The 21,950-nt window shown below is 68.1% G+C and carries 23 protein-coding genes; 10 read left to right on the top strand and 13 right to left on the bottom strand.

Annotation, left to right across the window (positions count from 1 at the left end; translation table 11 throughout):
* Positions 1-19 precede the first annotated feature (19 nt).
* Together hslO and L1081_RS03750 are read right to left on the bottom strand one after the other, a co-directional pair.
* A complete protein-coding gene (gene hslO / locus L1081_RS03755; protein WP_489415251.1) occupies positions 20-1,018 on the bottom strand; it encodes an Hsp33 family molecular chaperone HslO in 999 nt (332 codons plus the stop codon).
* A gap of 34 nt (positions 1,019-1,052) precedes the next feature.
* Entirely contained in the window at positions 1,053-1,577 is a 525-nt protein-coding gene (locus L1081_RS03750; RefSeq protein WP_489415250.1) for a gamma carbonic anhydrase family protein, read from the bottom strand.
* Between the two features lie 37 nt (positions 1,578-1,614).
* Here L1081_RS03750 and L1081_RS03745 point away from each other — a divergent pair, with 37 nt between their 5' ends.
* Positions 1,615-2,427 (top strand): DUF455 family protein, encoded by an 813-nt coding sequence (locus L1081_RS03745; RefSeq protein ID WP_489415249.1) that lies wholly within the window; start codon positions 1,615-1,617, stop codon positions 2,425-2,427.
* A gap of 8 nt (positions 2,428-2,435) precedes the next feature.
* On the opposite strand, the gene L1081_RS03740 is transcribed toward L1081_RS03745, so the two are convergent.
* The 8 genes from L1081_RS03740 to L1081_RS03705 form a co-directional block, all read right to left on the bottom strand.
* Positions 2,436-2,912 carry a MaoC/PaaZ C-terminal domain-containing protein gene (locus L1081_RS03740; RefSeq protein ID WP_489415248.1) on the bottom strand — a complete coding sequence of 159 codons (477 nt, stop codon included), beginning with the start codon at positions 2,910-2,912 and terminating at the stop codon, positions 2,436-2,438.
* A gap of 43 nt (positions 2,913-2,955) precedes the next feature.
* On the bottom strand, positions 2,956-4,089 hold the full coding sequence (locus L1081_RS03735; protein WP_489415247.1) for an acetyl-CoA C-acyltransferase: 1,134 nt from the start codon (positions 4,087-4,089) through the stop codon (positions 2,956-2,958).
* Positions 4,090-4,184: 95 nt separating this feature from the next.
* Positions 4,185-4,775, bottom strand: a complete 591-nt coding sequence (locus L1081_RS03730; RefSeq protein WP_489415246.1) for a TetR family transcriptional regulator — start codon at positions 4,773-4,775, stop codon at positions 4,185-4,187.
* A 44-nt stretch (positions 4,776-4,819) separates the two neighbouring features.
* Positions 4,820-5,800, bottom strand: a complete 981-nt coding sequence (locus L1081_RS03725; protein WP_489415245.1) for a tripartite tricarboxylate transporter substrate-binding protein — start codon at positions 5,798-5,800, stop codon at positions 4,820-4,822.
* 11 nt (positions 5,801-5,811) lie between these two features.
* Entirely contained in the window at positions 5,812-6,780 is a 969-nt protein-coding gene (locus L1081_RS03720; RefSeq protein WP_489415244.1) for a tripartite tricarboxylate transporter substrate-binding protein, read from the bottom strand.
* Between the two features lie 21 nt (positions 6,781-6,801).
* A complete protein-coding gene (locus L1081_RS03715) occupies positions 6,802-7,566 on the bottom strand; it encodes a DUF72 domain-containing protein (protein WP_489415243.1) in 765 nt (254 codons plus the stop codon).
* The gene (gene xerD, locus L1081_RS03710; protein WP_489415242.1) at positions 7,541-8,452 is read right to left on the bottom strand and encodes a site-specific tyrosine recombinase XerD; all 912 of its coding nucleotides are present in this window, start codon (positions 8,450-8,452) and stop codon (positions 7,541-7,543) included. Before xerD ends, L1081_RS03715 begins: the two co-directional genes overlap by 26 nt.
* 66 nt (positions 8,453-8,518) lie before the next feature.
* Positions 8,519-9,493 carry a tripartite tricarboxylate transporter substrate binding protein BugE gene (locus L1081_RS03705; protein WP_124961055.1) on the bottom strand — a complete coding sequence of 325 codons (975 nt, stop codon included), beginning with the start codon at positions 9,491-9,493 and terminating at the stop codon, positions 8,519-8,521.
* A gap of 102 nt (positions 9,494-9,595) precedes the next feature.
* On the opposite strand from L1081_RS03705, the gene L1081_RS03700 reads away from it, so the two are divergent.
* Positions 9,596-10,513: an AEC family transporter gene (locus L1081_RS03700; protein WP_489415241.1), complete on the top strand. Its 918-nt coding sequence runs from the start codon at positions 9,596-9,598 to the stop codon at positions 10,511-10,513.
* A 6-nt stretch (positions 10,514-10,519) separates the two neighbouring features.
* Here L1081_RS03700 and queG read toward each other — a convergent pair whose 3' ends face one another.
* A complete protein-coding gene (gene queG, locus L1081_RS03695) occupies positions 10,520-11,596 on the bottom strand; it encodes a tRNA epoxyqueuosine(34) reductase QueG (RefSeq protein ID WP_489415240.1) in 1,077 nt (358 codons plus the stop codon).
* Between queG and tsaE the strand changes: the two genes are divergently transcribed.
* The 3 genes from tsaE (at position 11,582) to L1081_RS03680 (ending at position 14,059) form a co-directional block, all read left to right on the top strand.
* On the top strand, positions 11,582-12,091 hold the full coding sequence (gene tsaE, locus L1081_RS03690; protein WP_489415239.1) for a tRNA (adenosine(37)-N6)-threonylcarbamoyltransferase complex ATPase subunit type 1 TsaE: 510 nt from the start codon (positions 11,582-11,584) through the stop codon (positions 12,089-12,091). The genes queG and tsaE overlap by 15 nt on opposite strands.
* A complete protein-coding gene (locus L1081_RS03685) occupies positions 12,088-13,638 on the top strand; it encodes an N-acetylmuramoyl-L-alanine amidase (RefSeq protein WP_489415238.1) in 1,551 nt (516 codons plus the stop codon). The genes tsaE and L1081_RS03685 overlap by 4 nt, the downstream gene beginning before the upstream one ends.
* A 130-nt stretch (positions 13,639-13,768) precedes the next feature.
* On the top strand, positions 13,769-14,059 hold the full coding sequence (locus L1081_RS03680) for a YMGG-like glycine zipper-containing protein (protein ID WP_489415237.1): 291 nt from the start codon (positions 13,769-13,771) through the stop codon (positions 14,057-14,059).
* Positions 14,060-14,114: 55 nt separating this feature from the next.
* Here the strand turns inward: L1081_RS03680 and L1081_RS03675 are convergent, their stop codons facing one another.
* The gene (locus L1081_RS03675) at positions 14,115-14,783 is read right to left on the bottom strand and encodes a DedA family protein (RefSeq protein ID WP_489415236.1); all 669 of its coding nucleotides are present in this window, start codon (positions 14,781-14,783) and stop codon (positions 14,115-14,117) included.
* 61 nt (positions 14,784-14,844) lie between these two features.
* Here L1081_RS03675 and L1081_RS03670 point away from each other — a divergent pair, with 61 nt between their 5' ends.
* The 5 genes from L1081_RS03670 (at position 14,845) to L1081_RS03650 (ending at position 20,864) form a co-directional block, all read left to right on the top strand.
* Positions 14,845-16,062, top strand: a complete 1,218-nt coding sequence (locus tag L1081_RS03670) for a dienelactone hydrolase family protein (RefSeq protein WP_489415235.1) — start codon at positions 14,845-14,847, stop codon at positions 16,060-16,062.
* A 55-nt stretch (positions 16,063-16,117) separates the two neighbouring features.
* Positions 16,118-18,010 carry a DNA mismatch repair endonuclease MutL gene (mutL, locus tag L1081_RS03665; RefSeq protein WP_489415234.1) on the top strand — a complete coding sequence of 631 codons (1,893 nt, stop codon included), beginning with the start codon at positions 16,118-16,120 and terminating at the stop codon, positions 18,008-18,010.
* A gap of 185 nt (positions 18,011-18,195) precedes the next feature.
* Positions 18,196-19,194, top strand: coding sequence for an alpha/beta fold hydrolase (locus L1081_RS03660; RefSeq protein ID WP_489415233.1), 999 nt, complete (start codon positions 18,196-18,198; stop codon positions 19,192-19,194).
* 33 nt (positions 19,195-19,227) lie between these two features.
* Entirely contained in the window at positions 19,228-20,217 is a 990-nt protein-coding gene (miaA, locus tag L1081_RS03655) for a tRNA (adenosine(37)-N6)-dimethylallyltransferase MiaA (RefSeq protein WP_489415232.1), read from the top strand.
* Positions 20,214-20,864: an ATP-binding cassette domain-containing protein gene (locus L1081_RS03650; protein ID WP_489415231.1), complete on the top strand. Its 651-nt coding sequence runs from the start codon at positions 20,214-20,216 to the stop codon at positions 20,862-20,864. The genes miaA and L1081_RS03650 overlap by 4 nt, the downstream gene beginning before the upstream one ends.
* Before the next feature lie 25 nt (positions 20,865-20,889).
* Here the strand turns inward: L1081_RS03650 and L1081_RS03645 are convergent, their stop codons facing one another.
* Positions 20,890-21,846 (bottom strand): threo-3-hydroxy-L-aspartate ammonia-lyase, encoded by a 957-nt coding sequence (locus tag L1081_RS03645; RefSeq protein WP_489415230.1) that lies wholly within the window; start codon positions 21,844-21,846, stop codon positions 20,890-20,892.
* Between the last annotated feature and the right edge of the window lie 104 nt (positions 21,847-21,950).

Here is a 21,950-nt window from a genome sequence, read left to right as displayed (position 1 = left end):
AAAGCCGGCGCGCCAAGCCCTACTGGACGATCGGGCTGCCCGGGATCTGGTCCGTCGGCGGCCTGAAGATCTGCGCCGCATCGACCGCATCGAAGCGGTATTGCTTGCCGCAGAAGTCGCAGCCCACCTCGATGTCGCCGCGCTCGGCCAAGATCTCCTCGGCCTCCTCGACGCCGAGCCCGCGGATCATCTGCGCCACGCGGTCGCGGCCGCAGGTGCACGCGAAGTGCGGACCCAAGAGGCCGGCCTGCGGCTCGAAGCGCAGCAGCTTCTCTTCCCAGAACAGGCGGCGAAGAATGGTCTCGATGTCGAGCGTGAGCAGCTCGTCGCGCGTGAGGCTCGAGGCGAGGATCGAGATGCGGTTGTAGTCCTCGTTGCGGCCGATCTGGTCTTCGTTGGCTTGGTCGTGGTCCTTGTCGGAAGTGCCTTCGAGGTTCCCCTCGCCCTTCACCGGCAAGCGCTGGATCAGCAGGCCCGCCGCCACCTTGTCGTCGGCCGCGAGCACCAGCGTGGTGTCGAGCTGTTCGCTTTGCAGCATGTAGTGCTGCAGCACGTCGCTGAGCCTGCCGAGCTTCTCGCCCTCGTCGTCGAACAGCGGCACCACGCCCTGGTAGGGCGTCGTCCCCGGCAGCTTGTCCTTGGGGTCGAGCGTGATGGCGCAGCGGCCCTTGTTGTTGACGTTGACCATCTCGGGCAGGCGCGCATCGGCCGGCAGGTCGCCGATCACCTTGGCGGTGGCGCGCAGGCTCAGGTCGGGCTTGGCCTCGGCCACGGCCACCTTGACCGGGCCGTCGCCGAAGATCTGCAGGATCAGCGCGCCGTTGAACTTGATGTTGGCCTGCATCAGCGTGGCCGCGGCCGTCATCTCACCGAGCAGTTCGGCCACCGGCGGCGGGTAGGCGCCGGTGGCGGTGTTGGAGGCGCGCCGCGCCAGGATTTCCTGCCACGCATCTGTCAGGCGCACGATCATGCCGCGCACCGGCAGGCCATCGAACAGGAATTTGTGCAGCTCGCTCAAAACGGATTCTTCTTTCTGTTGGGCCTGCGCTGTGTCAGGCAATTTTTTTCAAGCCCTTCGCATAGCGAACGGCGTTTGCTACGTAATGGTCGGAGCCGTGCCGCAGTCGCGCGGCATCTTCGTCGCTGATCGTGCGCATCACCTTCGCGGGCGAGCCGAAGATCAGGGAGTTGTCGGGAAACTCCTTGCCTTCGGTCACGACGCTGCCGGCGCCAACAATCGAATTGCGGCCGATCTTCGCGTTATTCAAGACCACGGCCTGGATGCCGATCAGCGAGTTGTCGCCGATGGTGCAGCCATGCAGCATGACCTGGTGCCCGATGGTGACGTTCTCGCCGATGGTGAGCGGGCTGCCAGGGTCGGAATGCAGCATCGACATGTCCTGCACGTTGCTGTTGCGCCCGATCGTCATCTTCTCGTTGTCGCCGCGCAGCACCGCGCCGAACCAGATGCTCGCGTTGTCGCCCAACTGCACGTTGCCGATCACCTCCGCGCTGTCGGCGACCCATGCGCCGGTGCCGAGTTGGGGCGCAACGCCGTCGAGTTCATAAAGGGCCATCGTGGAGTCTCCGGGGGCAAAACCTAGAATTGTAGGGATGCACCCCCGATTGAGCGCGCTGGCCGCGCTGCGACTCACCGACCCTGAACAGAAGGTTGCCGCAACGCGCGCCACCGCTGCCCTCGTCGCTACCGATTCCATAGCAACCGACCCTCTGCGCGTCGTGGGCGATGACCTCGGCGTGCCAGGCCGCCCCGAACGGCCGCTGCGCGTGGCCGCCACCGCCGTGCAAAAGCGCTCGCCCTTCACCCCCGAAGGCCGCGCCGCGCTGATTCATTCGATCTGCCACATCGAGTTCAACGCCATCAACCTCGCGCTCGACGCCGTCTGGCGCTACGACGGCATGCCCGAGGTCTACTACCGCGACTGGCTGCGCGTGGCCGACGAGGAGGCGCAGCACTTCACGCTGCTGCATGCGCACCTGCAGGACATGGGCTGGCGCTACGGCGACTTCCCGGGCCACGACGGGCTCTGGAGCATGTGCGAGAAAACCAAGGACGACGTGCTCGCGCGCATGGCGCTGGTGCCTCGCACGCTCGAAGCACGCGGGCTCGACGCCACGCCGCTCATCCAGGCCAAGCTCAGGCGTGTCGACACGCCCGATGCGCTGCGCGCGGTCGAGATCCTCGACATCATCCTGCGCGACGAAGTGGGCCATGTGGCCATCGGCAACCGCTGGTACCGCTGGCTCTGCGAGCGCGCCGGCCGCGACCCCGAGGCGACCTATCCCGAACTCGTGGCGCGCTACGAAGCGCCGCGTCTGAAGCCGCCCTTCAACCTCGAAGCCCGCGGTCGGGCGGGCTTCAGCGCCGAAGAGCTGCGCGCGCTCTCGGCCGCCGGCAAGAACTGAATCGCAGCCTACGCGGGCCTGGCGTGCACGACCAACTTGGGCGTGAAGTTCTGCACCACGTCGCCATCCTGGTTGAGCGTGCGGCAGCGCATCGTCACCATCGCTCGGCCGGGCTTGGAGCGAGAGGGCACGATCTCGATCACCTCGCCCACCACATGCAGCACGTCGCCGGGCCGTGTCGGCTTGGGCCACTGCAGCTCGCCGCCGGAGCCGATGATGCCCTCGGCCAGCGGAATGCCGCTTTCCACCAGCAGCTTCATCGTGAGCGCCGCCGTGTGCCAGCCACTGGCCGCGAGGCCGCCGAAGAAGGTGCTTTTCGCGGCTTCTTCGTCGGTGTGGAAGGGCTGCGGATCGAACTGGCGCGCAAAGGCCTTGATCTGCGCCACGTCCAGTGCATGCTCGCCGCTCTGGAAGCGGTCGCCGACCGAGAGGTCTTCGAGGTACAGCGCGCGCTTGGCGCCGGTGTCGTCAGGGAGTGCCGCCATGGGAGTTCCTTTGTAGTGCCTGCGCGCATTCTCGAACAAGCGCTCAGACGCGCTCGAGAATCGTGGCAATGCCCTGCCCGCCGCCAATGCATTGCGTGGCCAGCGCATAGCGGCCCTTCTCGCGCGCGAGCAGCGAAGCTGCCTTGCCCGTGATGCGCGCACCGGTCGCGCCCAGCGGGTGGCCGATGGCAAGGCCACCGCCATCGAGATTGATCTTTGCCGCGTCGAGGCCGAGATCGCGGATGCAGGCCAGCGCCTGCGACGAGAAGGCCTCGTTGAGTTCGATCACGTCGAGGTCGGCGGCCGTCAGCCCGGCGCGCGCCAGCGCCTTGCGTGTTGCGGGGATCGGGCCGATGCCCATGATGGCGGGGTCCACGCCCACGGTCGCGAACGAGCGGATGCGCGCGAGCGCCTGCAGGCCGTGCTTCGCGGCGAAGGCATCGCTGGTCACGAGCACGACTGCGGCGCCATCGGTGAGCGGCGAAGAGGTGCCGGCTGTCACTACGCCGTCGGGCCGGAATGCCGGCTTGAGGCCCGCCAGCGCCTCGGCCGAAGTGGCCGGGCGGATGCAGCCATCGGCATCGACCACGTCACCCGAAGCCAGGTGCACCGGCACGATCTCGCCCGCCAGCCGCCCTTGCGCGCGCGCAGCGGCGGCCTTGCGGTGCGACTCGACCGCGAAGGCCTCCTGGTCGGCGCGGCTCACGTTCCAGCGCTGCGCAACGTTCTCGGCGGTCTCGCCCATCGAGATGTAGGCATCGGTGCTTTCCTTCAGCTCGGGGTTCGGCGAGAAGTTGAAGCCGCCCTGCGGCACCATCGTCATCGACTCCACGCCCACGCACAGGAAGGCCTCGCCCATGCCCGCCTCGATCTGCGCCGCGGCAATGTGCACGGCCTGCATCGACGAGCCGCAGAAGCGGTTCACCGTCATGCCGCCCACCTCGTGCGGCAGGCCCGCGAGCAGACCGACGATGCGCGCGAGGTTGTTGCCCTGCGAGGCCTCGGGATACGCGCAGCCCAGGATGATGTCTTCGAGCAGCGCGGGGTCGAGGTCGGTGCGCTGCAGCAGGCCGCGGACCACGCCGGCGGCCAGCGTGTCGGGGCGCACCTCGGCGAGTGCGCCCTTCCTCGCGAAGTGGAAAGGCGAGCGCGCGTAGTCGGAAATGACGGCTTTCATGGGAACACTCCTTGATCAAAAACCTACCATCCAATCGGTAGGCAGCGAGGCCGAAAAATAGGCACGCGCTGCGTGCCCGCGATGCCGCCCGGCGATCAGCCAGGCAATGAACTCCTGAGCTGCGCAATGGCTTCGTCGAAGTCCTCGACACGCCCCGTCATGCGCGATGCGAGCAGCGCACCCTGGCACACCGCAAACACATAGGCCGCCTGCGATGCAAGCGATGCGCCCTTCTTCTGCCGGGCCGGCGCCAGCGCGCCCAGCACGCCCGTGAGCCACAGCACCTGGGTGTTGCGCAGTTCCTGCACGGTCTGGCGCAGTTCCTCGTCGATGCAGTCCCAGCCGGGCGTCAGCGCTCCTGCGGGACACATGCCCGAGCCGGCCTTGAGCGTATTGCGGTACATGCGGAAATACGATTCGAGCGCGTCCTTCGGCGTGCGCACACGTGCCGCGTCCCAGTCCTTGAAGAGCTGGGTGGCCTGGCGGATCACCGCGATGCCCAGCGCTTCCTTGGTCGGGAAGTGGTGGTACAGGCTCGCCTTGCGGACGCCGACCGCATCGGCCACGTCCTGGAAGCTGAAGCCCAGGTAGGAACGCGTTTCGATCAGGCTGCGCGCCACCCCGAGGATCTGCTCCCGGGTGCTGCCGGCGGCGAGTGCGGTCGAGGGGGCGATGGGGCTGCTCATCTACCTACTATAAGGTAGGTAAATTGAGAGCACAAGCCGCGGGGTCAATCGGCCTTGATGTTCGCGGCCTTCACGATGCGCGCGTTGCCTTCGAACTCCGCGGCGATTTCCTTGGCGAAGGCCGCGGGGGTGCCGCCGGTCGGCACGTTGTCGGTGGCCGTGAGCTTGGCGCGCAGCTCGGGGCTGGCCAGGGCCTTGTTGATCTCGGCGTTGTACTTTGCGATCAATGCGGGCGGCGTGGCCGCGGGCGCGAAGACGCCGAACACCGAATTGATGTTCGCCGCACTGTAGCCCAGCTCGCCCAGCGTGGGCACCTGCGGCAGGCTCTCGAGCCGCGCGGGCGCGCCCACGGCCAGCGGACGCAGCTTGCCCGACTGGATGTGCGCCGTGAGCGTCGGGCTCGCATTGCTCGAGAGAATCTCGAACTGCCCGCCGAGCGCATCGTTGAGCTGCTGGCCGCCGCCCTTGTAGGGCACGTGCGTGATGTCCACGCCCGTGGCCGCCTTCACCTGCTCGAGCACGATGTGGCCGAGCGATGCCGGCCCCGAGGTGGCCCAGCGCACCGCGCCGGGCTGCGCCTTGGCATCGGCGATCAGCGCGCGGAAGTCCCGGGCCTTGCTGGCCGGCGTGGCAATCAGCAGCACCGGCGAATACATCACGCTCGCCACCGGCGCGATGTCCTTGACCGGATCGAAGGGCAGCTTGCCGAGATGCGGACTCAGCACCAGCGGGCTGATGGCCGAGAAGCCCAGCGTGGCGCCATCGGGTGCGGCCTTGGCCACGGTGTCCATGCCGATGGCACCGCTCGCGCCGGCGCGGTTGTCGACGACCACCGTGGTGCCCATCTGCGCAGCGAGCCTTTCGCCGAGCGCACGCGCGACCACGTCGCTGACGCCGCCTGCGGGATACGCCACGATGATGCGAATGGTCTTGGGAACGGCCTGGGCCTGGGCGCCGGCGGCAGCGCTGAGCGCGGCGACGGCGAAGAGCCACGACGGCTTGAACGGGAATTGCATGGAACTCATTGAAAGTCTGATTAATCGAGTTGCAATTTGCGCTCACGAATGAGCCTGGACCACTTCTCATTGTCGGCCTTGACGAAGGCCGCGAACTCGGCCGGTCCGAGCGGATGCACCTCGGCCCCGGCAGCGGCGAACTTGGCCTTGATCGCAGGTTGCGCCAATGCACGGGCCAGTTCGCCGGAGAGCCGGTCGACCACGTCCTTCGGCATGTTGGCCGGCCCGACCAGCCCCTGGAACCCGACCGACTCCATGCCCGCGAGGCCCAGCTCCTTCACGGTCGGCACATCGGGCAGTTGCGGATCGCGCACCGGCCCGGTCACCGCCAGCGCCTTGAGCTTGCCGCCCTTCACCTGTGGCAGCAGCACGCTGCCCGCGTCGATCAGGATCTGCGTCTGACCACCGAGCAGGTCTTGCACCGCAGGGGCGCTGCCCTTGTACGGCACATGGGTCATGTCGAGACCGGTCACCTGGTTCATCAGTTCGCCGTTCAGGTGCGTCGAGGTGCCGTTGCCGCCCGAGGCGAAGTTGACCTTGCCCGGTTGCCCCTTGGCCCAGGCAACGAACTCCTTCAGGTCCCTGGCCGGATGGTCGGGCCGCGTCACCGCGATGTAGCTGCCCTGGCTGATCTGGCCGATGTAGGTGAACTGCTTGATCGGGTCATAGGGCGGCTTGCTCTGCAGGTACGGCGCGATGGCAAACGGCCCTGTGTTGGCAAGCAGCAGCGTGTAGCCGTCGGCCGGCTGCCGCGTGAGTTCCGTGGCGGCGATCATGCCGCTCGCGCCGGGCTTGTAGTCGACCACCAACTGCTGTTTGAGGGCCTCCTGCAGCGGCACTTGCACCGTACGCGCCGCGAAGTCGATGCCGCCGCCGGGCGGGTAGCCGACGATCAGACGGATGGGCTTGGCGGTGGGAAATCCCTGCGCCACGGCAAGTCCGGCAACGGCCGCCAGCGCAATGCCGGCGCAGAGCTTGTTGAAATTCACGATGCTGTCTCCTCGAGTGAATCAGCGATTCTGAAGCAGGTGCGCGAGCGTCGCCGCATTGCCAACCGCCTCGCCGCCCGCCGTGTTGTCAAAGATGCACCAGCACTCCGCGCCTTCTTCTCGCGCTTGCGTCAAGCGCCGCGCGAGCCGCGCCAGCAGCGCATCGTCGTAGGCCGACCAGTAGCGGCGTGGCGATCCGTGCAGTCGCAGATAAACGAGACCGGGCCATCCGCCGGGCGATGCAGCCTCGTCGAACAGCACCGGATCGGCCAGAACGCGCCCGACTCGCAAGCGCGACAGCAACGACTCGGCCGCGGGCACGAACCAGCTGCGGTGCCGCGGCTCCAGCGCAACCGCCCCGGCACGCCTTCGCCGTACATCGGCAAGAAACCGTCGGACCACGCCTTCGTCGAACGCGAGGCTCGGCGGCAATTGCACGACGAGGCAGCCGAGCCTCTCGCCCAGCCCCGCGACCTGCGCAAGGAATTCATCGAAGGCAGGCATGGCACCGACCAGCCGCTGTTCGTGCGTGATCGTCTGCGGCAGCTTGACCGCGAAGCGGAAGGCGCCAGGCGTGCTCGCAGCCCAACGCTCATAGGTCTCGCGCCGGTGCGGCCGGTAGAACGACGTGTCGATCTCGACCGCATCGAAGCGCTGTGCATAGCGCTGCAGGTGCGAGCCCTCGGGTGGGAACTCGGACCACAGGGCACGGGGCAGGCTCCAGCCCGCGCAACCGATACGCAGCGACGCCGGCAGCGGCTCAACCGCGTGGATGATGCGCGGCATGCAATTGCTTGAGGCGCTCGCGCGCCACGTGGGTGTAGATGGTGGTCGTGGAAATGTCGGCATGGCCGAGCAGCAATTGCACCGCGCGCAGGTCCACGCCATGGTTCAGCAGGTGCGTGGCAAAAGCATGGCGCAGCGTGTGCGGCGACAGCGGCACATGGATGCCGGCCGCGGCGGCCTGCTTCTTCACGATGACCCAGAACATCACGCGCGTCATGCCCGCGCCGCGCGCGGTCACGAAAAGGTCGGGCGTCTGCTGTCCGCCGAGGATGGTGGGGCGCGACTCTTCCAGGTAGCGCTCGATCCAGCGCCGCGCCTCGCCGCCGAAGGGCACGAGGCGCTCCTTGCTGCCCTTGCCGAGCACGCGCAGCACGCCGTCGTTGAGGCTCATGTCGATGACCTTGAGCGCCACCAGCTCGCTCACGCGCAGGCCGCTCGCATACATCAGCTCGAGCATCGCGCGATCGCGCAGGCCGAGCGGGGTTTCCACGTCGGGCGCGGCCAGCAGGTCGTCCACCTGCTTTTCCGAAAGCGTCTTGATGGCCCGCGGCATCTGCCGCGCAGGTGCGAGCCGGATGCTCGGGTCGGCCGCGATGCGGCGCTCGCGCAGCGCCCAGCGGTAGTAGCGCTTGAACACCGTGAGCCGCCGGTTGGCCGAGGTGGCCTTGCCGCGGGTCGACAGGCGCGCGCCCATGTAGGCCTGCAGGTCGGACTCCTGCGCCGTGTCGAGCGCGCCGCCGCTGCGCTGGCTGCCCAGCCACTGCGCGAACAGCGCGAGGTCGCGGCGATAGGCGGCCAGCGTGTTCTTCGACAGCCCGTCCTCGAGCCAGAGGGCATCGATGAAGTCGTCGATCTCGGGGGTTTGTGTGGCGGCGGCCTCTGTCATGCGCTGCAAGATAACAAAAAGAAAAGCCGCCCGGGACGCGGGCGGCTTTGGCAGAGTTGGCGAGGCTCAGTCGAGCTTGAGCTTCTGCTTGGCGACGACCTGCTTGTAGACCTCGTACTCGGCCTTGATCTGCGCGGCGAACTGCTCGGGCGTATTGGCCACGATCAGCGAGCCCGTGTCTTCGATGCGTTTCTTCACGGCCGGGTCTTCCACTGCCTTCTTCACGCCGGCATTGATCTTGTCGACCACTTCCTTCGGCACGCCCTTGGGGCCGAGGATGCCGTAGTACGCCATGCGGTTGACCGGCTCGAGGCCGACTTCCTTGAAGGTCGGCACATTGGGCAGCGCGGCCAGGCGCTGCGGCGCCGACACGACGATCGGAATCAGCCGGCCGCTCTGGATGAAGGGCATGGCCGACGGGATGTTGTCGAACATGATCGGCACCTGGCCGGCCACCACGTCGTTGAGCGCGGGACCTGCGCCGCGGTAGGGAATGTGCGTGACGAAGGTGTTGGTGAGGCTCTTGTAGAGTTCCATCAGCAGGTGGCCGATGCCGCCCGTGCCCGACGAGGCGTACGAGTACTTGCCGGGGTTCTTCTTGAGTTCGGCCACGAACTCCGCATAGTTCTTGGCCGGGAAGCTCGGGTTGACCGCAATGATGTTGGGCGTGGCCGCGATGTTGATGATCGGCGTGAAGTCGTTGATCGGGTCGTACGGCACCTTGGGGTTGATGGCCGGGTTGGCCGCCGTGCTCGAGACCGTGGCCACGCCGAGCTTGTAGCCGTCGGGCGTGGCGCGCGCCGTTTCGGCCGCGCCCACGATGCCGCCGCCGCCCGCGCGGTTGATCACTACCACGGGCTGGCCCAGCACCTTGCCCAGCGGGTCGGAAATCACGCGCGCCACGATGTCGGTCGTGCCGCCCGGTGCGAAGGGCACGCTCAGCTCGACCGGCTTGTTCGGATAGCCCTGCGCGAAGCTCTGGCCCGCGGCCGCGACCAGCGCGGCGGCTCCCACCATGGCGCCCCATTGACGACGTTGCATCTAAAACTCCTTGATTGACTGATGTCGAAAAACCAAAGCCCCGGATGCTAGCGGCTTCGCACTTCGCCCGTGCTGTGGATTACCCATGGTCCGCCACGGTTTATGCTCGAAGCGGTGAACTTCGCCCAGCTGCTCTTCCCGGATTTTTCGCTCATTGCCATCGGTTGGCTGCTTTGCCGCTACACCGCGCTCGACCGCCGCGTGTGGGACCAGGTCGAAAGCCTGGTCTACTACTTTCTATTTCCGGTGCTGCTGTTCCACTCGATCGTGCGCAGCCCGCTCGATTTTGCCGCCACCTCGAGCCTGCTCACCGCGGGCGTGGGCATCGGCCTTTGCGGCATCGCGATGGCCTACGCGCTGCCCTACGTGCCTGGCCTGCGTTCTCATATCGACCGCCGCGACCATGCGGCGAGCGCGCAGATCGGGTTCCGCTTCAACTCCTTCATCTGCCTTGCGCTCGCTGAGCGGCTGGCCGGCGCGCAGGGCCTGCTGCTGATCGCGGTGCTGATCGGCGTGTGCGTGCCGATGTTCAACATCGCGGCCGTCTGGCCGATGGCGCGGCATGCCGAGAGCGGCTTCGCGCGGCAGCTGGTGCGCAACCCGCTGATCGTCGCCACGCTGGCCGGGCTGCTGGCCAACGTGCTGGGCTTCACCGTTCCGAACTGGGCCACGCCCACGCTCACGCGCATCGGCGCCGCATCGCTCGCGCTCGGACTTCTGGCCGCAGGCGCGGGCATGCAGTTCGCGACCTTGGGGCGCGGAAAGGTGCTGGCGGTGTCGGTGCTGTCCATACGGCACCTGTTCCTGCCGCTGGTGGCGTGGGGCCTCTCTCTTGCGCTGCGGCTGGACGCGACACAGGCTTCCGTGCTGATGGCGTTCTCCGCCGTGCCCACGGCCTCGAGCGCCTATGTGCTGGCGGCGCGCATGGGCTACAACGGACCGTATGTGGCGGGCCTCGTGACCCTGTCCACGCTGCTGGGCGTGGCAAGCCTGCCGTTTGCGCTGGCCCTGCCGCGCTAGGGTCGTTCAGCGCTCGGGGCGCTGCGCCAGCGCCCACGCCACGTGCTCGCGCACCAGTTCGCTCGGGTCCGAGGCCCGCGTGGCCAGGGCCTGCGCTGCGCCGCTCTCGCCCGCGCGCAGCGCATTTCCCAGCGCCACGGCGATGTTGCGCAGCCAGCGTTCATGCCCGATGCGGCGGATCGGGCTGCCTTCGGTGAAGCGCAGAAAATCTTCCTCGCTCCAGGCAAAGAGCGAAGCCAGCGCCTGGCCGGTAAGCCCTTCGCGCGCATCGAAGTCGGGCAGCGCGCTCTTCTTCGCGAACTTGTTCCAGGGGCAGATCAGCTGGCAGTCGTCGCAGCCGTAGATGCGGTTGCCCATCAGGGGCCGAAGCTCCAGCGGAATCGGCCCGCCGTGCTCGATGGTGAGGTACGAAATGCAGCGCCGCGCATCGAGCCGGTATGGCGCGACGATGGCCTTTGTCGGGCACACGTCGATGCAAGCGCTGCAGCTGCCGCAGTGCGCGGTGACCGGCTCGCTTTCGGGCAGCGCCATGTCGACGTAGATCTCGCCCAGGAAGAACATCGAGCCCGCGCTGCGGTCCAGCACCAATGTGTGCTTGCCGCGCCAGCCCTGGCCGCTGCGCGAGGCGAGCTCGGCTTCGAGCACCGGGGCCGAATCGGTGAAGGCGCGGTGGCCGAACGGGCCCACCTCCTCTGCGATGCGCTCGGCCAGCCTGGCCAGCCGCGCACGCAGCACCTTGTGATAGTCGCGGCCGCGCGCATAGACCGAGACGATGGCTTCGCCGGGCCGCGCGAGGCGATCGAATTCCACGGCCTGCCAATCATCCGGCGGCGTGTCGCGCGGCAGGTAGTCCATGCGCGCCGTGATGACGCTCACCGTACCCGGCACCAGTTCGGCCGGCCGCGCGCGGCGCATGCCGTGCGTTGCCATGTATTTCATCTCGCCATGGAACCCATGGGCCAGCCATTGCATCAGACCTTCCTCGGCGCTCGATAAATCGACGCCCGCGATTCCGATTTGGGAGAATCCGAGTTCCCGGGCCAATGCCTGAATACGAGCAACGAGTGGATGGCTGACGATCACTTGCCGATTGTAGAAACGCCGAAGAACGCCGGCCGCACGCTGCACTGGCGCAGCGAGGACGACACCGACGCCTTCGCGCGCGCGCTGGCGGCCTCGCCCGCGCTGCGCGATGCCTTCATCGCGCTGCACGGCGACCTCGGCGCCGGCAAGACCACCTTCGTGCGCCACCTGCTGCGCGCGCTCGGCATCGAGGGGCGCATCAAGAGCCCGACCTATGCCGTGGTCGAGCCGCACGAAGCGCCCGACGGGCTTGCCATCTTCCATTTCGACTTCTACCGCTTCAACGATCCGCGCGAGTGGGACGACGCCGGCTTCCGTGACATTTTCGCGGGACCGGGCCTCAAGCTCGCGGAGTGGCCAGAAAACGCTGCCGGCCGCACACCAATTGCCGACCTCGCTATTAAAATAGAAGCAATGACAGATGACACACGCAGCGTGACCCTCCTGGCGAACACTCCCCGCGGCAGCGCCCTGCTGACGCAGCTCGGCGCATGAAGGCCAGCGGCCTCAAGCGGCGCGTGCTGCTGCAGGGCGGCAGCGTCGCGCTGATGCTCGGCGTGCACCAGATTGCGCGCGGCGCCACCATCCTCGCGGTGCGCGTGTGGCCCGCGGCCGACTACACGCGCGTGACCATCGAATCCGACGCGCGGCTGCATTCGCAGCAGCTGGTCGTCGGCAGTCCGCCGCGGCTGGCGGTGGATATCGAAGGCATCGATCTCAACCCCGAGCTGCGCGACCTGGTCGGCAAGATCAAGCCGGGCGACCCGTACATCAACGGCCTGCGCGTCGGCCAGAACGCGCCCAAGGTGGTGCGCATCGTGTTCGACCTCAAGCAGGCCGTGGTGCCGCAGGTGTTCTCGCTGGCGCCCATTGCCGCGTACAAGCACCGGCTGGTGCTCGACCTCTACCCCGAAAAAGCCATCGACCCGATGGAAGCGCTGATCACCGAGCGCCTGCGCGAGGCACCGCGCGGCAGCAGCGGTGGCGGCAACAACGGCGCCGTGGCGAGCGCGCCGTCGGTGCCGCCGCCGGCCGCGCCCTCGGGCCTCGCGCCCGACGGCGGGCCGCCGATCCTCGTACGGCCTTCGCCCAACGTGCCCGCGCCGCGCCCTGCGCCCGGCAGCATCGCGCCTCCCGCACGCCCGCCGGCCACGGCGGCCGCGCCCGCACCCGATCCGCTGGGCGAGCTGATGGCGCAGCAGTCGACCCGGCCCGGCCCTGTCGTGCCGCCCGCGCCGCCGATTGCGCCTGCCGTACCTGTGGCGCCTCCCGCGCCCCTCGCGTCCGCGCGCGGCGGCGCCACCGCAAGCCGCACCGACCGCATCATCATCGTGGCGCTCGATCCCGGCCATGGCGGCGAAGACCCGGGCGCCATCGGCCCCAACGGCACGCGCGAAAAAGACATCGTGCTGCAGATCGCGCACCGCCTGCGCGACCGCATCAACGCCAGCAGCGTCAACGGCAACCCGATGCGCGCGTTTCTCACGCGAGACGCCGATTTTTTCGTGCCGCTGGGTGTGCGCGTGCAAAAGGCGCGGCGCGTGCAGGCCGACCTCTTCGTGAGCATCCACGCCGATGCGTTCACCACGCCCGCCGCGCGCGGCGCGAGCGTCTTTGCGCTGAGCCAGAGTGGAGCCTCGAGCAGCGCCGCGCGCTGGCTCGCCAACAAGGAAAACGAAGCCGACAAGGTGGGCGGCGTGAACGTCGGCAACCACGAAGTCCAGGTGCAGCGCGCGCTGCTCGACATGAGCACCACGGCGCAGATCAACGACAGCCTCAAGCTCGGCGGCGCCATGCTCGGCGAGATCCGCGGCATCGGTGCGCGACTGCACAAGCCCGCGGTCGAGCAGGCCGGCTTCGCGGTGCTCAAGGCGCCCGACATCCCCAGCGTGCTGGTCGAAACGGCGTTCATCAGCAACCCCGAAGAAGAAGCGAACCTGCGCAGCGTCAGTTACCAGGAAAGCCTTGCCGATGCACTGATGCGCGGCATCCAGCGTTACTTTGCGCAGAACCCGCCGCTGGCGCGCAGCCGACAGCTCTAGGGCCCCGCTCGCCCTGCCGTCCCACGCCGAGCGGCCCGTAGCACCGCACAGCCAAGCGCGGCAGGCTCCTACACAGCGTGCCGGTGCCTTTTGACCATCATGGTCCCATCACTCTGGAAAGGTGGACATCATGATGAAGACACGAATCTGGATTGCCGCTGCGGCGGCAACCACGGCCATGGCACTGGCAGGTTGCGCATCCGGCCCCAATCAGAATCTGGGCACCGGCATTGGCGCGCTGGGCGGCGCTGCAGTGGGCCACGCCATCGGCGGCAACACCGGCAGTACCCTGGGCGGCGCAGCCATTGGTGGCGTGATCGGCAATCAAGTGGGACGCAGTGTGGACGAACGCAACTACTACGAGAGCCAGCGCGCCTATCCGCCGAGCGGCTACTACCCCTACAACGGGCCGAGATACTGACCCGAGTCCACTCTCATTGAAGCGCGCCACGGGCGCGCTTTTTTTGTGCCGGCGATCAAGCCTTCGAAGGCAACTGCGCGCGCGCCTTCTCCGCGCGCGATGCACGCCAGGCGCCGAAGATCGCGATCAGGCCCGGCACGAAGATCAGTGCCCAGATGATCTTGTCGAGATGCTCGCGCACGAACGGCAGGTTGCCGAAGAAGTAGCCCGTCGTTGCGATGCCCAGCACCCAGATCAGCGCGCCGACCACGTTGAACATGGTGAATTTCGCGCGGTTCATTTCGGCCACGCCGGCCACGAAGGGGGCGAAGGTGCGAATGAAGGGCATGAAGCGCGCAAGGATGATCGTGATACCGCCGTAGCGCTCGTAGAACGCGTGCGCCTGGTCGAAGGCCTTGCGGTTGAAGAAGCGCGAGTTCTCCCACTGGAAGACCTTGGGCCCGAAATAACGGCCGATGCTGTAGTTGCACTGGTCACCCAGGATGGCCGCGGCAATGAGCACCGCGCAGGCCAGCGGAAAGCTCATGAGCCCCACGCCGCACAGCGCGCCCACGATGAAGAGCAGGGAGTCGCCGGGCAGGAAGGGCATCACCACCGCGCCTGTCTCCACGAACACGATCAGGAAGAGCAGCGCATAGACCCAGGGGCCATAGGCAACGACGAAGGCCTCGAGGTGTTTGTCGACATGCAGGATGAAGTCGACGAGAAAGCTGATGATTTCCATGGTTGCGGATTATCCTTGCTGCGCGCCGCGTGGCGTCCCACGACGAATTCGGAGATTCAAGATGACAGGTCGATACATCCAGATCGAGGCCAGCGACGGCAGCGGCACCTTCCGCGGCTACCTCGCCTTGCCCGAGTCCGGCAGCGGCCCCGGGCTGGTGATTGCCCAGGAAATCTTCGGCGTCAACCGCACGATGCGCGAGGTGGCCGACTACTACGCCGAGGAGGGCTATGTGGCGCTCGTGCCCGACCTGTTCTGGCGCCAGCAGCCCGATGTGGAGCTCGGCTACAGCGAGGCCGACTGGCAGCGCGCCTTCGGTTTCTACCAGGGCTTCGACGAGGCCAAGGGCATGCAAGACATGCAAAGCGCCATCGATGCGCTGCGCGCCCGGCCCGAGGTGGGCGGCGCCAAGGTCGGCGTGCTCGGCTTCTGCCTGGGCGGCAAGCTGGCCTACCTGGCGGCCTGCCGCACCGATGCGGACGTGTCGGTGGGCTACTACGGCGTGGGCATCGAGGCCGCGCTCGACGAGGCCGACCAGATCAAGCGGCCGCTGACGCTGCACATCGCAGAGCGCGACAAGTTCTGCCCGCCCGAAGCCCGCGAGCGCATCGTGCAGGCGCTGCAGGGCCGCCCCGGCGTGGCGCTGCACGTCTACCCCGGGGTCGACCATGCCTTCGCCCGCGCCGGCGGCGAGCATTTCCACAAGCCCTCGGCGCTGATGGCGCACGAGCGCAGCATTGCCGCGCTCAAGGCCGCCATCGGCCCGCACTACGACCTCTCCGCGCTGTGGGACAAGCACTGCGAGTACGAGTTCGGCACCCGCAACGTCGACGACACCATGTCCACCATGGTGGCCGAACCGTATGTCAACCATATTCCCACCATGACCGGCGGCGTGGGCTACCAGGCGCTGCACAGCTTCTACAGCAAGCATTTCGTCAACAGCAATCCGCCTGACACCACGCTCGTGTCGATCTCGCGCACGGTGGGCGCCACGCAGGTGGTGGACGAACTGCTCTTCAGCTTCACGCACACCACCGAGATCCCGTGGATGCTGCCGGGCGTGGCGCCCACCGGCAAACGCGTGGAAATCCCGCTGCTGGCTGTCATCAAGTTCCGCGGCAGCAAGCTCTACCACGAGCACATCTACTGGGACCAGGCCAGCGTGCTGGTGCAGGTGGGCCTGCTCGACCCCGCGCTGCTGCCCGTGGCGGGCGTGGAGACGGCGCGCAAGCTGCTCGACGAAACCCTGCCTTCGAACACGCTGATGCCGGGCTGAAGGGGCTCCCGGAGGCCGTGGCTCGGCGGCGGCAGCCGGCTTCTAGAATGCTTGCGTGAGTGCCCTTCCCTCTTCCATTCCGTCCCCCGAACGCCGTCCGATCCGCGAACTCCCCGACGAGCTGATCAGCCAGATCGCCGCCGGCGAAGTGGTCGAACGCCCGGCCTCCGTGGTGCGCGAGCTGCTCGACAACGCCCTGGACGCCGGCGCGCGCCAGATCACGGTGCGGCTGGCTTCGGGCGGTGTGCGGTTGATCTCGGTCGAGGACGACGGCCTGGGCATTCCGCGCGAAGAGCTCACGGTGGCGCTGCGCCGCCATGCCACCAGCAAGATCGCGAGCCTGAACGATCTCGAAACCGTGGGCACCATGGGCTTTCGCGGCGAGGCGCTCGCGGCCATCAACGCCATTGCAGAACTCAGCATCCTTTCGCGCTTTGCGGGCGCCGACGGCGCCTTCGCGCTCGACGGCCGCACCGGCGAATTGCGGCCGGTGGCCCGCGCCGTCGGCACCACGGTCGAGGTGCGCGAGCTTTTCTTCGCGACCCCCGCGCGCCGCAAGTTCCTGAAGACCGACGCCACCGAACTGGCCCACTGCATCGAGGCCGTGCGCCGCCATGCGCTGGCGCGGCCCGAGGTCGGCTTTTCGGTGTGGCACGACGGCAAGCTGATGGAGCAGTGGCGCGCCGCCGACCGGCGCGAGCAGCGCCTGGCCGATGCGCTCAGCGACGACTTCGTGGCGCAGAGCGTGGCCGTCGAGCACATCGGCGGCGCCGTGCGCGTGGCCGGCCGCGCCGGCATTCCGGATGCCGCCCGCTCGCGCGCCGACCAGCAGTTCTTTTACGTCAACGGCCGCTTCGTGCGCGACAAGGTGCTTTCGCATGCCGTGCGCAGCGCCTACGAAGACGTGCTGCATGGCCAGCGCCAGCCCGTGTATGCGCTGTACCTCGAAATCGATCCGTCGCGCGTCGACGTGAACGTGCATCCGACCAAGATCGAAGTGCGTTTTCGCGATGGCCGCGAGGTGCACCAGGCGGTGCGCCACGCGATCGAGAACGCGCTCGCGGCACCGCGCGCGGGCGATGCCGTCGCGCCGGCGGCGCCGCAGCAGCCCTTTTTCAAACCCCATGTGCCCGCTTCGGGCGCCACCTGGGCCCAGCCGGGGATCAATTTCGTGGCGGCGGAGCGCGGCGCCGGCGATTTCGAGGCCCTGTGGCCCCAGCGGACCGGCGGATCGGGCCCTGAAACCGAATCCGGCGCTTCCCTGTGGCCTGCCGCCGGTGGGGCGCCCGCGGCGTTCCGGGCCTCCGCCATCGGGCTGGCGGCCGAATCGCGGGGCGCGGGCGACCTGGCCCCCAACGAGCAAGCCTGGCCCCTGGGCCGCGCGCTGGCGCAGCTGCAGGGCATCTACATCCTGGCCGAGAACAGCCAGGGCCTGATCGTGGTCGACATGCACGCGGCGCACGAACGCATCGTCTACGAGCGGCTCAAGACCCAGCTCGACGGCGCCGCCATCACGAGCCAGCCGCTGCTGATTCCGGCCACCTTCGCGGCAACGCCCCAGGAAGTGGCCACCGCCGAGGCCTGCGCCGCAGTGCTGCCCACGCTGGGGCTGGAAATCACGCCGTTTTCGCCGCGCACCCTTGCGGTGCGCGCGGTGCCGGGCACCCTGGCCGACGGCGATCCGGTGGAGCTCGCGCGCAGCGTGCTGGCCGAACTGGCGCAGCACGACGCCAGCACCGTGGTGCAGCGGGCACAGAACGAATTGCTCTCGACCATGGCCTGCCATGGTGCGGTTCGGGCCAACCGCAAGCTCACGATCGACGAAATGAACGCTTTATTACGTCAAATGGAAGCCACCGAGCGCTCGGACCAGTGCAACCATGGCCGGCCGACTTGGCGGCAACTGTCGATTCGGGAGCTGGACGCGCTTTTTATGCGCGGCAGATAGCAAATCGGGGCATTTTGAGGGTTTTTCCGGAGTTTTTGGAAGTCATCCGAGAAGCGGGCACGGGCGTTGCATATGTAGAACAAAGTGCCGCCTGAGGGCACTATGGGGGAGGTGCTGGAGCGCAGTGTCGGCGCGTTCCATGCTCGAGCATGAACTTTCCGCCGGCTTCGCTGTCCCTCTAGTCCATGAAACGCTGGTCCCTCCTTGCCTCCGTTCTTTCGCTGTGCGCCCTTCTGGCCGCCGGCTGCTCCACATTCGACGAACAGCAACGCGAGTGGATCTTTCAACCCAGCGACCGCAGCTGGGGCAACACCGCGACCATGACCGAGGGCATGCAGGACGTCTGGATCGACTTCCAGTCGTCCATTACCGGCGAATCCGCGCGCCTTCACGGCCTCTGGCTCGGCGGCGAGCCCGAGACCACCGACCGGCCCGTCATGCTGTACCTGCACGGCGCCCGCTACAACGTGGCCGGCTCGGCGCCGCGCATCCAGCGCATGCACGAGCTCGGCTTTTCAGTGCTGGCCATCGATTACCGCGGTTTCGGCAAGAGCTCCAAGGGCCTGCCGTCGGAAGAATCGGCGCGCGAGGACGCCCGCGCCGCCTGGACCTGGCTCGCGGCCCGCCATCCGCGGCAGCACCGCTACATCTTCGGCCACTCGCTCGGCGGCGCCATCGGCATCGACCTGGCCGCGCATGTCAACGACGAGAGCGGCACCATCGTCGAAAGCACCTTCACATCCATTGCCGACGTGGTGAGCGGCTTCAAGTGGGGCTGGCTGCCGTTCGGCCCGCTCATCACGCAGCGCTTCGAGGCCATCAACCGCGTCAAGGACATCGGCGCGCCGCTGCTGGTGGTGCATGGCACCGCCGACAGCCTGATCAACCCCACGCTGGGCCGCAAGCTCTACAACGCGGCCACCGTGCCCAAGCTCTTCGTGCTGGTCGAGGGCGGATCGCACCACAACACCAATTCGATCGGCGAGGCGCAGTACCGCTCGGCGCTTTCGCAGCTGTTCCGCATGAAGCCCGAGACCACGCTGGCTTCGCGGCAAGGGGAAGGCACGCCGGTGCTGCGCGGCACGCCATCGCTGCCTGTCTCGCCGGCGGCCCCGCAGGCGGATTCGCCCGCCCGGCCGCAGGAAGCGCGCGGCCAGGCCAGTGCCAGTGCGCAGGCGATCTGAGGCTTTCGGTTTTGTTGTTACCCTCGGGCGCTTATGCCGCCCTCCGCTGCCGCTTCCGGCCTTCCTGAAAACCTGACATACATCGCGCTTGCGGGGCCGACCGCCTCCGGCAAGACGGCGGCAGCGCTCGCGCTGGCGCGGATGCGCCCGGTCGAGATCGTCAGCGTCGATTCGGCGCTGGTCTACCGCGGCATGGACATCGGCACCGCCAAGCCGAGCCGTGCCGAGCGCGCCGCCGTGCCGCACCACCTGATCGACATCCTCGATCCGCGCGAAAGCTACAGCGCCGCCGCCTTCGTGGCCGACGCGACACGGCTGATCGGCGAGATCCGCGCGCGCGGCGCCTTGCCGCTGCTGGTGGGCGGCACCATGCTCTACTTCAAGGCGCTGTTCGACGGCATCGACGCCATGCCCGCCGCCGATGCCGCGATGCGCGCGCGCATCGACGCCGAAGCCGCCGCGCTGGGCTGGCCCGCGATGCATGCGCGGCTCGCCAAGGTCGATCCCGCGACGGCCGCGCGGCTGGCGCCGCAGGACAGCCAGCGCATCCAGCGCGCGCTCGAAGTGTGGGAGAGCAGCGGCCAACCCTTGTCGAGCTTTCATGCCGGCGACAAGGACAAGGCGGTGAAGGGATTGGCCGGCGGCGCGCTGTTCTCGCTCGAACCCACCGACCGCGCCTGGCTGCATTCGCGCATTGCCGAGCGCTTCGACGCCATGCTGGCCGCCGGCTTCCTCGATGAGGTCAGGGCGCTGCGCGCACGCGGCGATCTCTCGACCGAGCTCCCCTCGATGCGCTGCGTGGGCTACCGGCAGGCCTGGGAAATGCTCGACGCATGCAGTGGCGCGCAGCCCGACGCCAGGGCCATGGACGAGCTGCGCGAACGCGGCATCGCGGCCACGCGCCAGCTCGCCAAGCGGCAGATCACCTGGCTGCGCAGCATGCCGTCGCGCACCGTCATCGCCTGCGACGCGCCGGACGCGGTGCAGACGGCCGTCCAACGCATGGCAGGCACCACCGCATGACGCTGCGCATCTCCGGGCTCGCCAAGCACTACGGCGACGTGCCTGTCTTCGAGAACGTGACGCTCAGCGTCGAGCCCGGCGAGTTCGTCGCCATTGTGGGCGAATCGGGCGTCGGCAAGTCGACGCTGCTCAACTGCATGGCCGGGCTCGACCGCTGGGACGCGGGCACGGTCACGCACGGCGGCATCGACATCGGCGCACTCGACGGCGAAGCCTGCGCGCTCTGGCGCCGGCGCCACGTGGGCTTCGTGTTCCAGGCCTTCCACGTGCTGCCGCACCTGGACGTGGCGCAGAACGTCTCGCTGCCGCTGATGCTGCTGGGCGGCAAGCGCGACGAAGGCCGCGTCGCGCACATGCTCGAGGCGGTGGGCCTGCCCGGCATGGGCGCGCGCCTGCCGCAGACGCTCTCGGGCGGCCAGCTGCAGCGCGTCGCGATCGCGCGCGCGCTGGTGCACCGGCCCGCCCTGCTGCTGGCCGACGAGCCCACCGGCAACCTCGACCCGGGCACCGCTTCGAAAGTGATGGAACTGCTGATCGGCCAGACGCGCGAGCAAGGCGCCTCGCTGGTGCTGGTGACGCATTCCGAGAGCGCGGCGGCCCGCGCGGACCGCCTGCTGCACCTCACGGCCGAGGGAATCCGCGCCTGAGCGAGCTAGGGCCTGTTAACAGGCCCTAGGCGAGCAGCGCCGCGTAGCGCGAGAGGTCGACGTTGCCGCCGCTGACCACGATGCCGACGCGCTGGCCCGCGATGGCCTTGCCCGCGGCAATCGCGCCCGCGAAGGCGAGGCAGCCGGTCGGCTCCACCACGATCTTCATGCGCTCGGCAAAGAAGCGCATCGCCTCGACGAGCTGCTCGTCGGTCACGGTGAAGATGTCGTCCACGTCGCGCCGGATGATGCCGAAGGTGTATTCGCCCAGGTGCTGCGTCTGCGCACCGTCGGCAATGGTCTTGGGCGTTTCGATGTGCACGATCTTCCCGGCGCGCAATGATTGCTGGCCGTCGTTGCCCGCTTCGGGCTCCACGCCGTAGACCTTGCAACCGGGCGCCAGCGCACGCGCCGACAGCGCCGAACCCGACAGCAGCCCGCCGCCGCCCAGGCACACGAACAGCTGGTCGAGCGGGCCGGCTTCCTCGATCAGTTCCTTCACCGCCGTGCCCTGCCCCGCGAGCACGTCGGGGTGGTCGTAAGGCGGGATCATCGTCATGCCGCGTTCCTGCGCGAGCCGCTTCGTGAGCGCCTCGCGGTCTTCGGTAAAGCGGTCGTACGTCACCACTTCGGCACCGTAGCCGCGCGTGGCCGCAACCTTGGCGGCGGGCGCGTCCTTGGGCATGACGATCACGGCCAGCATCGACAGGAGCCGGGCCGACAGCGCGATGGCCTGCGCATGGTTGCCCGACGAGAACGCGATCACGCCGCCCTTGCGCTGCGCGGCGTCGAACTTCGACAGCGCGTTGAACGCGCCGCGGAACTTGAAGGCGCCCATGCGCTGAAAGTTCTCGCACTTGAAGAAGAAGCTGGCGCCCCAGCGTTCGTCGGCCGTCTGCGATCGCAGCACGGGCGTGCGGTGGGCATGGCCCTTAAGCCGCGCGGCCGCGGCGATGACGTCGTCGTAGGTAGGGAGTTGCATGGGCCGAGCTTAGCGGCGGGTTACGTTCTTTTGCACCCCCATGGGTAAAAACCCGGGATGCGCGGTGGATCCGGATTCCGTACTCTGTATACAGAGTTAAAGGA

It is taken from the genome of Variovorax sp. MSC1_012 (genome assembly GCF_023667525.1).
In the GTDB taxonomy this organism is placed as follows: domain Bacteria; phylum Pseudomonadota; class Gammaproteobacteria; order Burkholderiales; family Burkholderiaceae_C; genus Variovorax; species Variovorax beijingensis_B.
The sequence above is the reverse complement of the archived record's forward strand: the minus strand, read 5'-3'. Positions and strand labels throughout refer to the sequence as shown.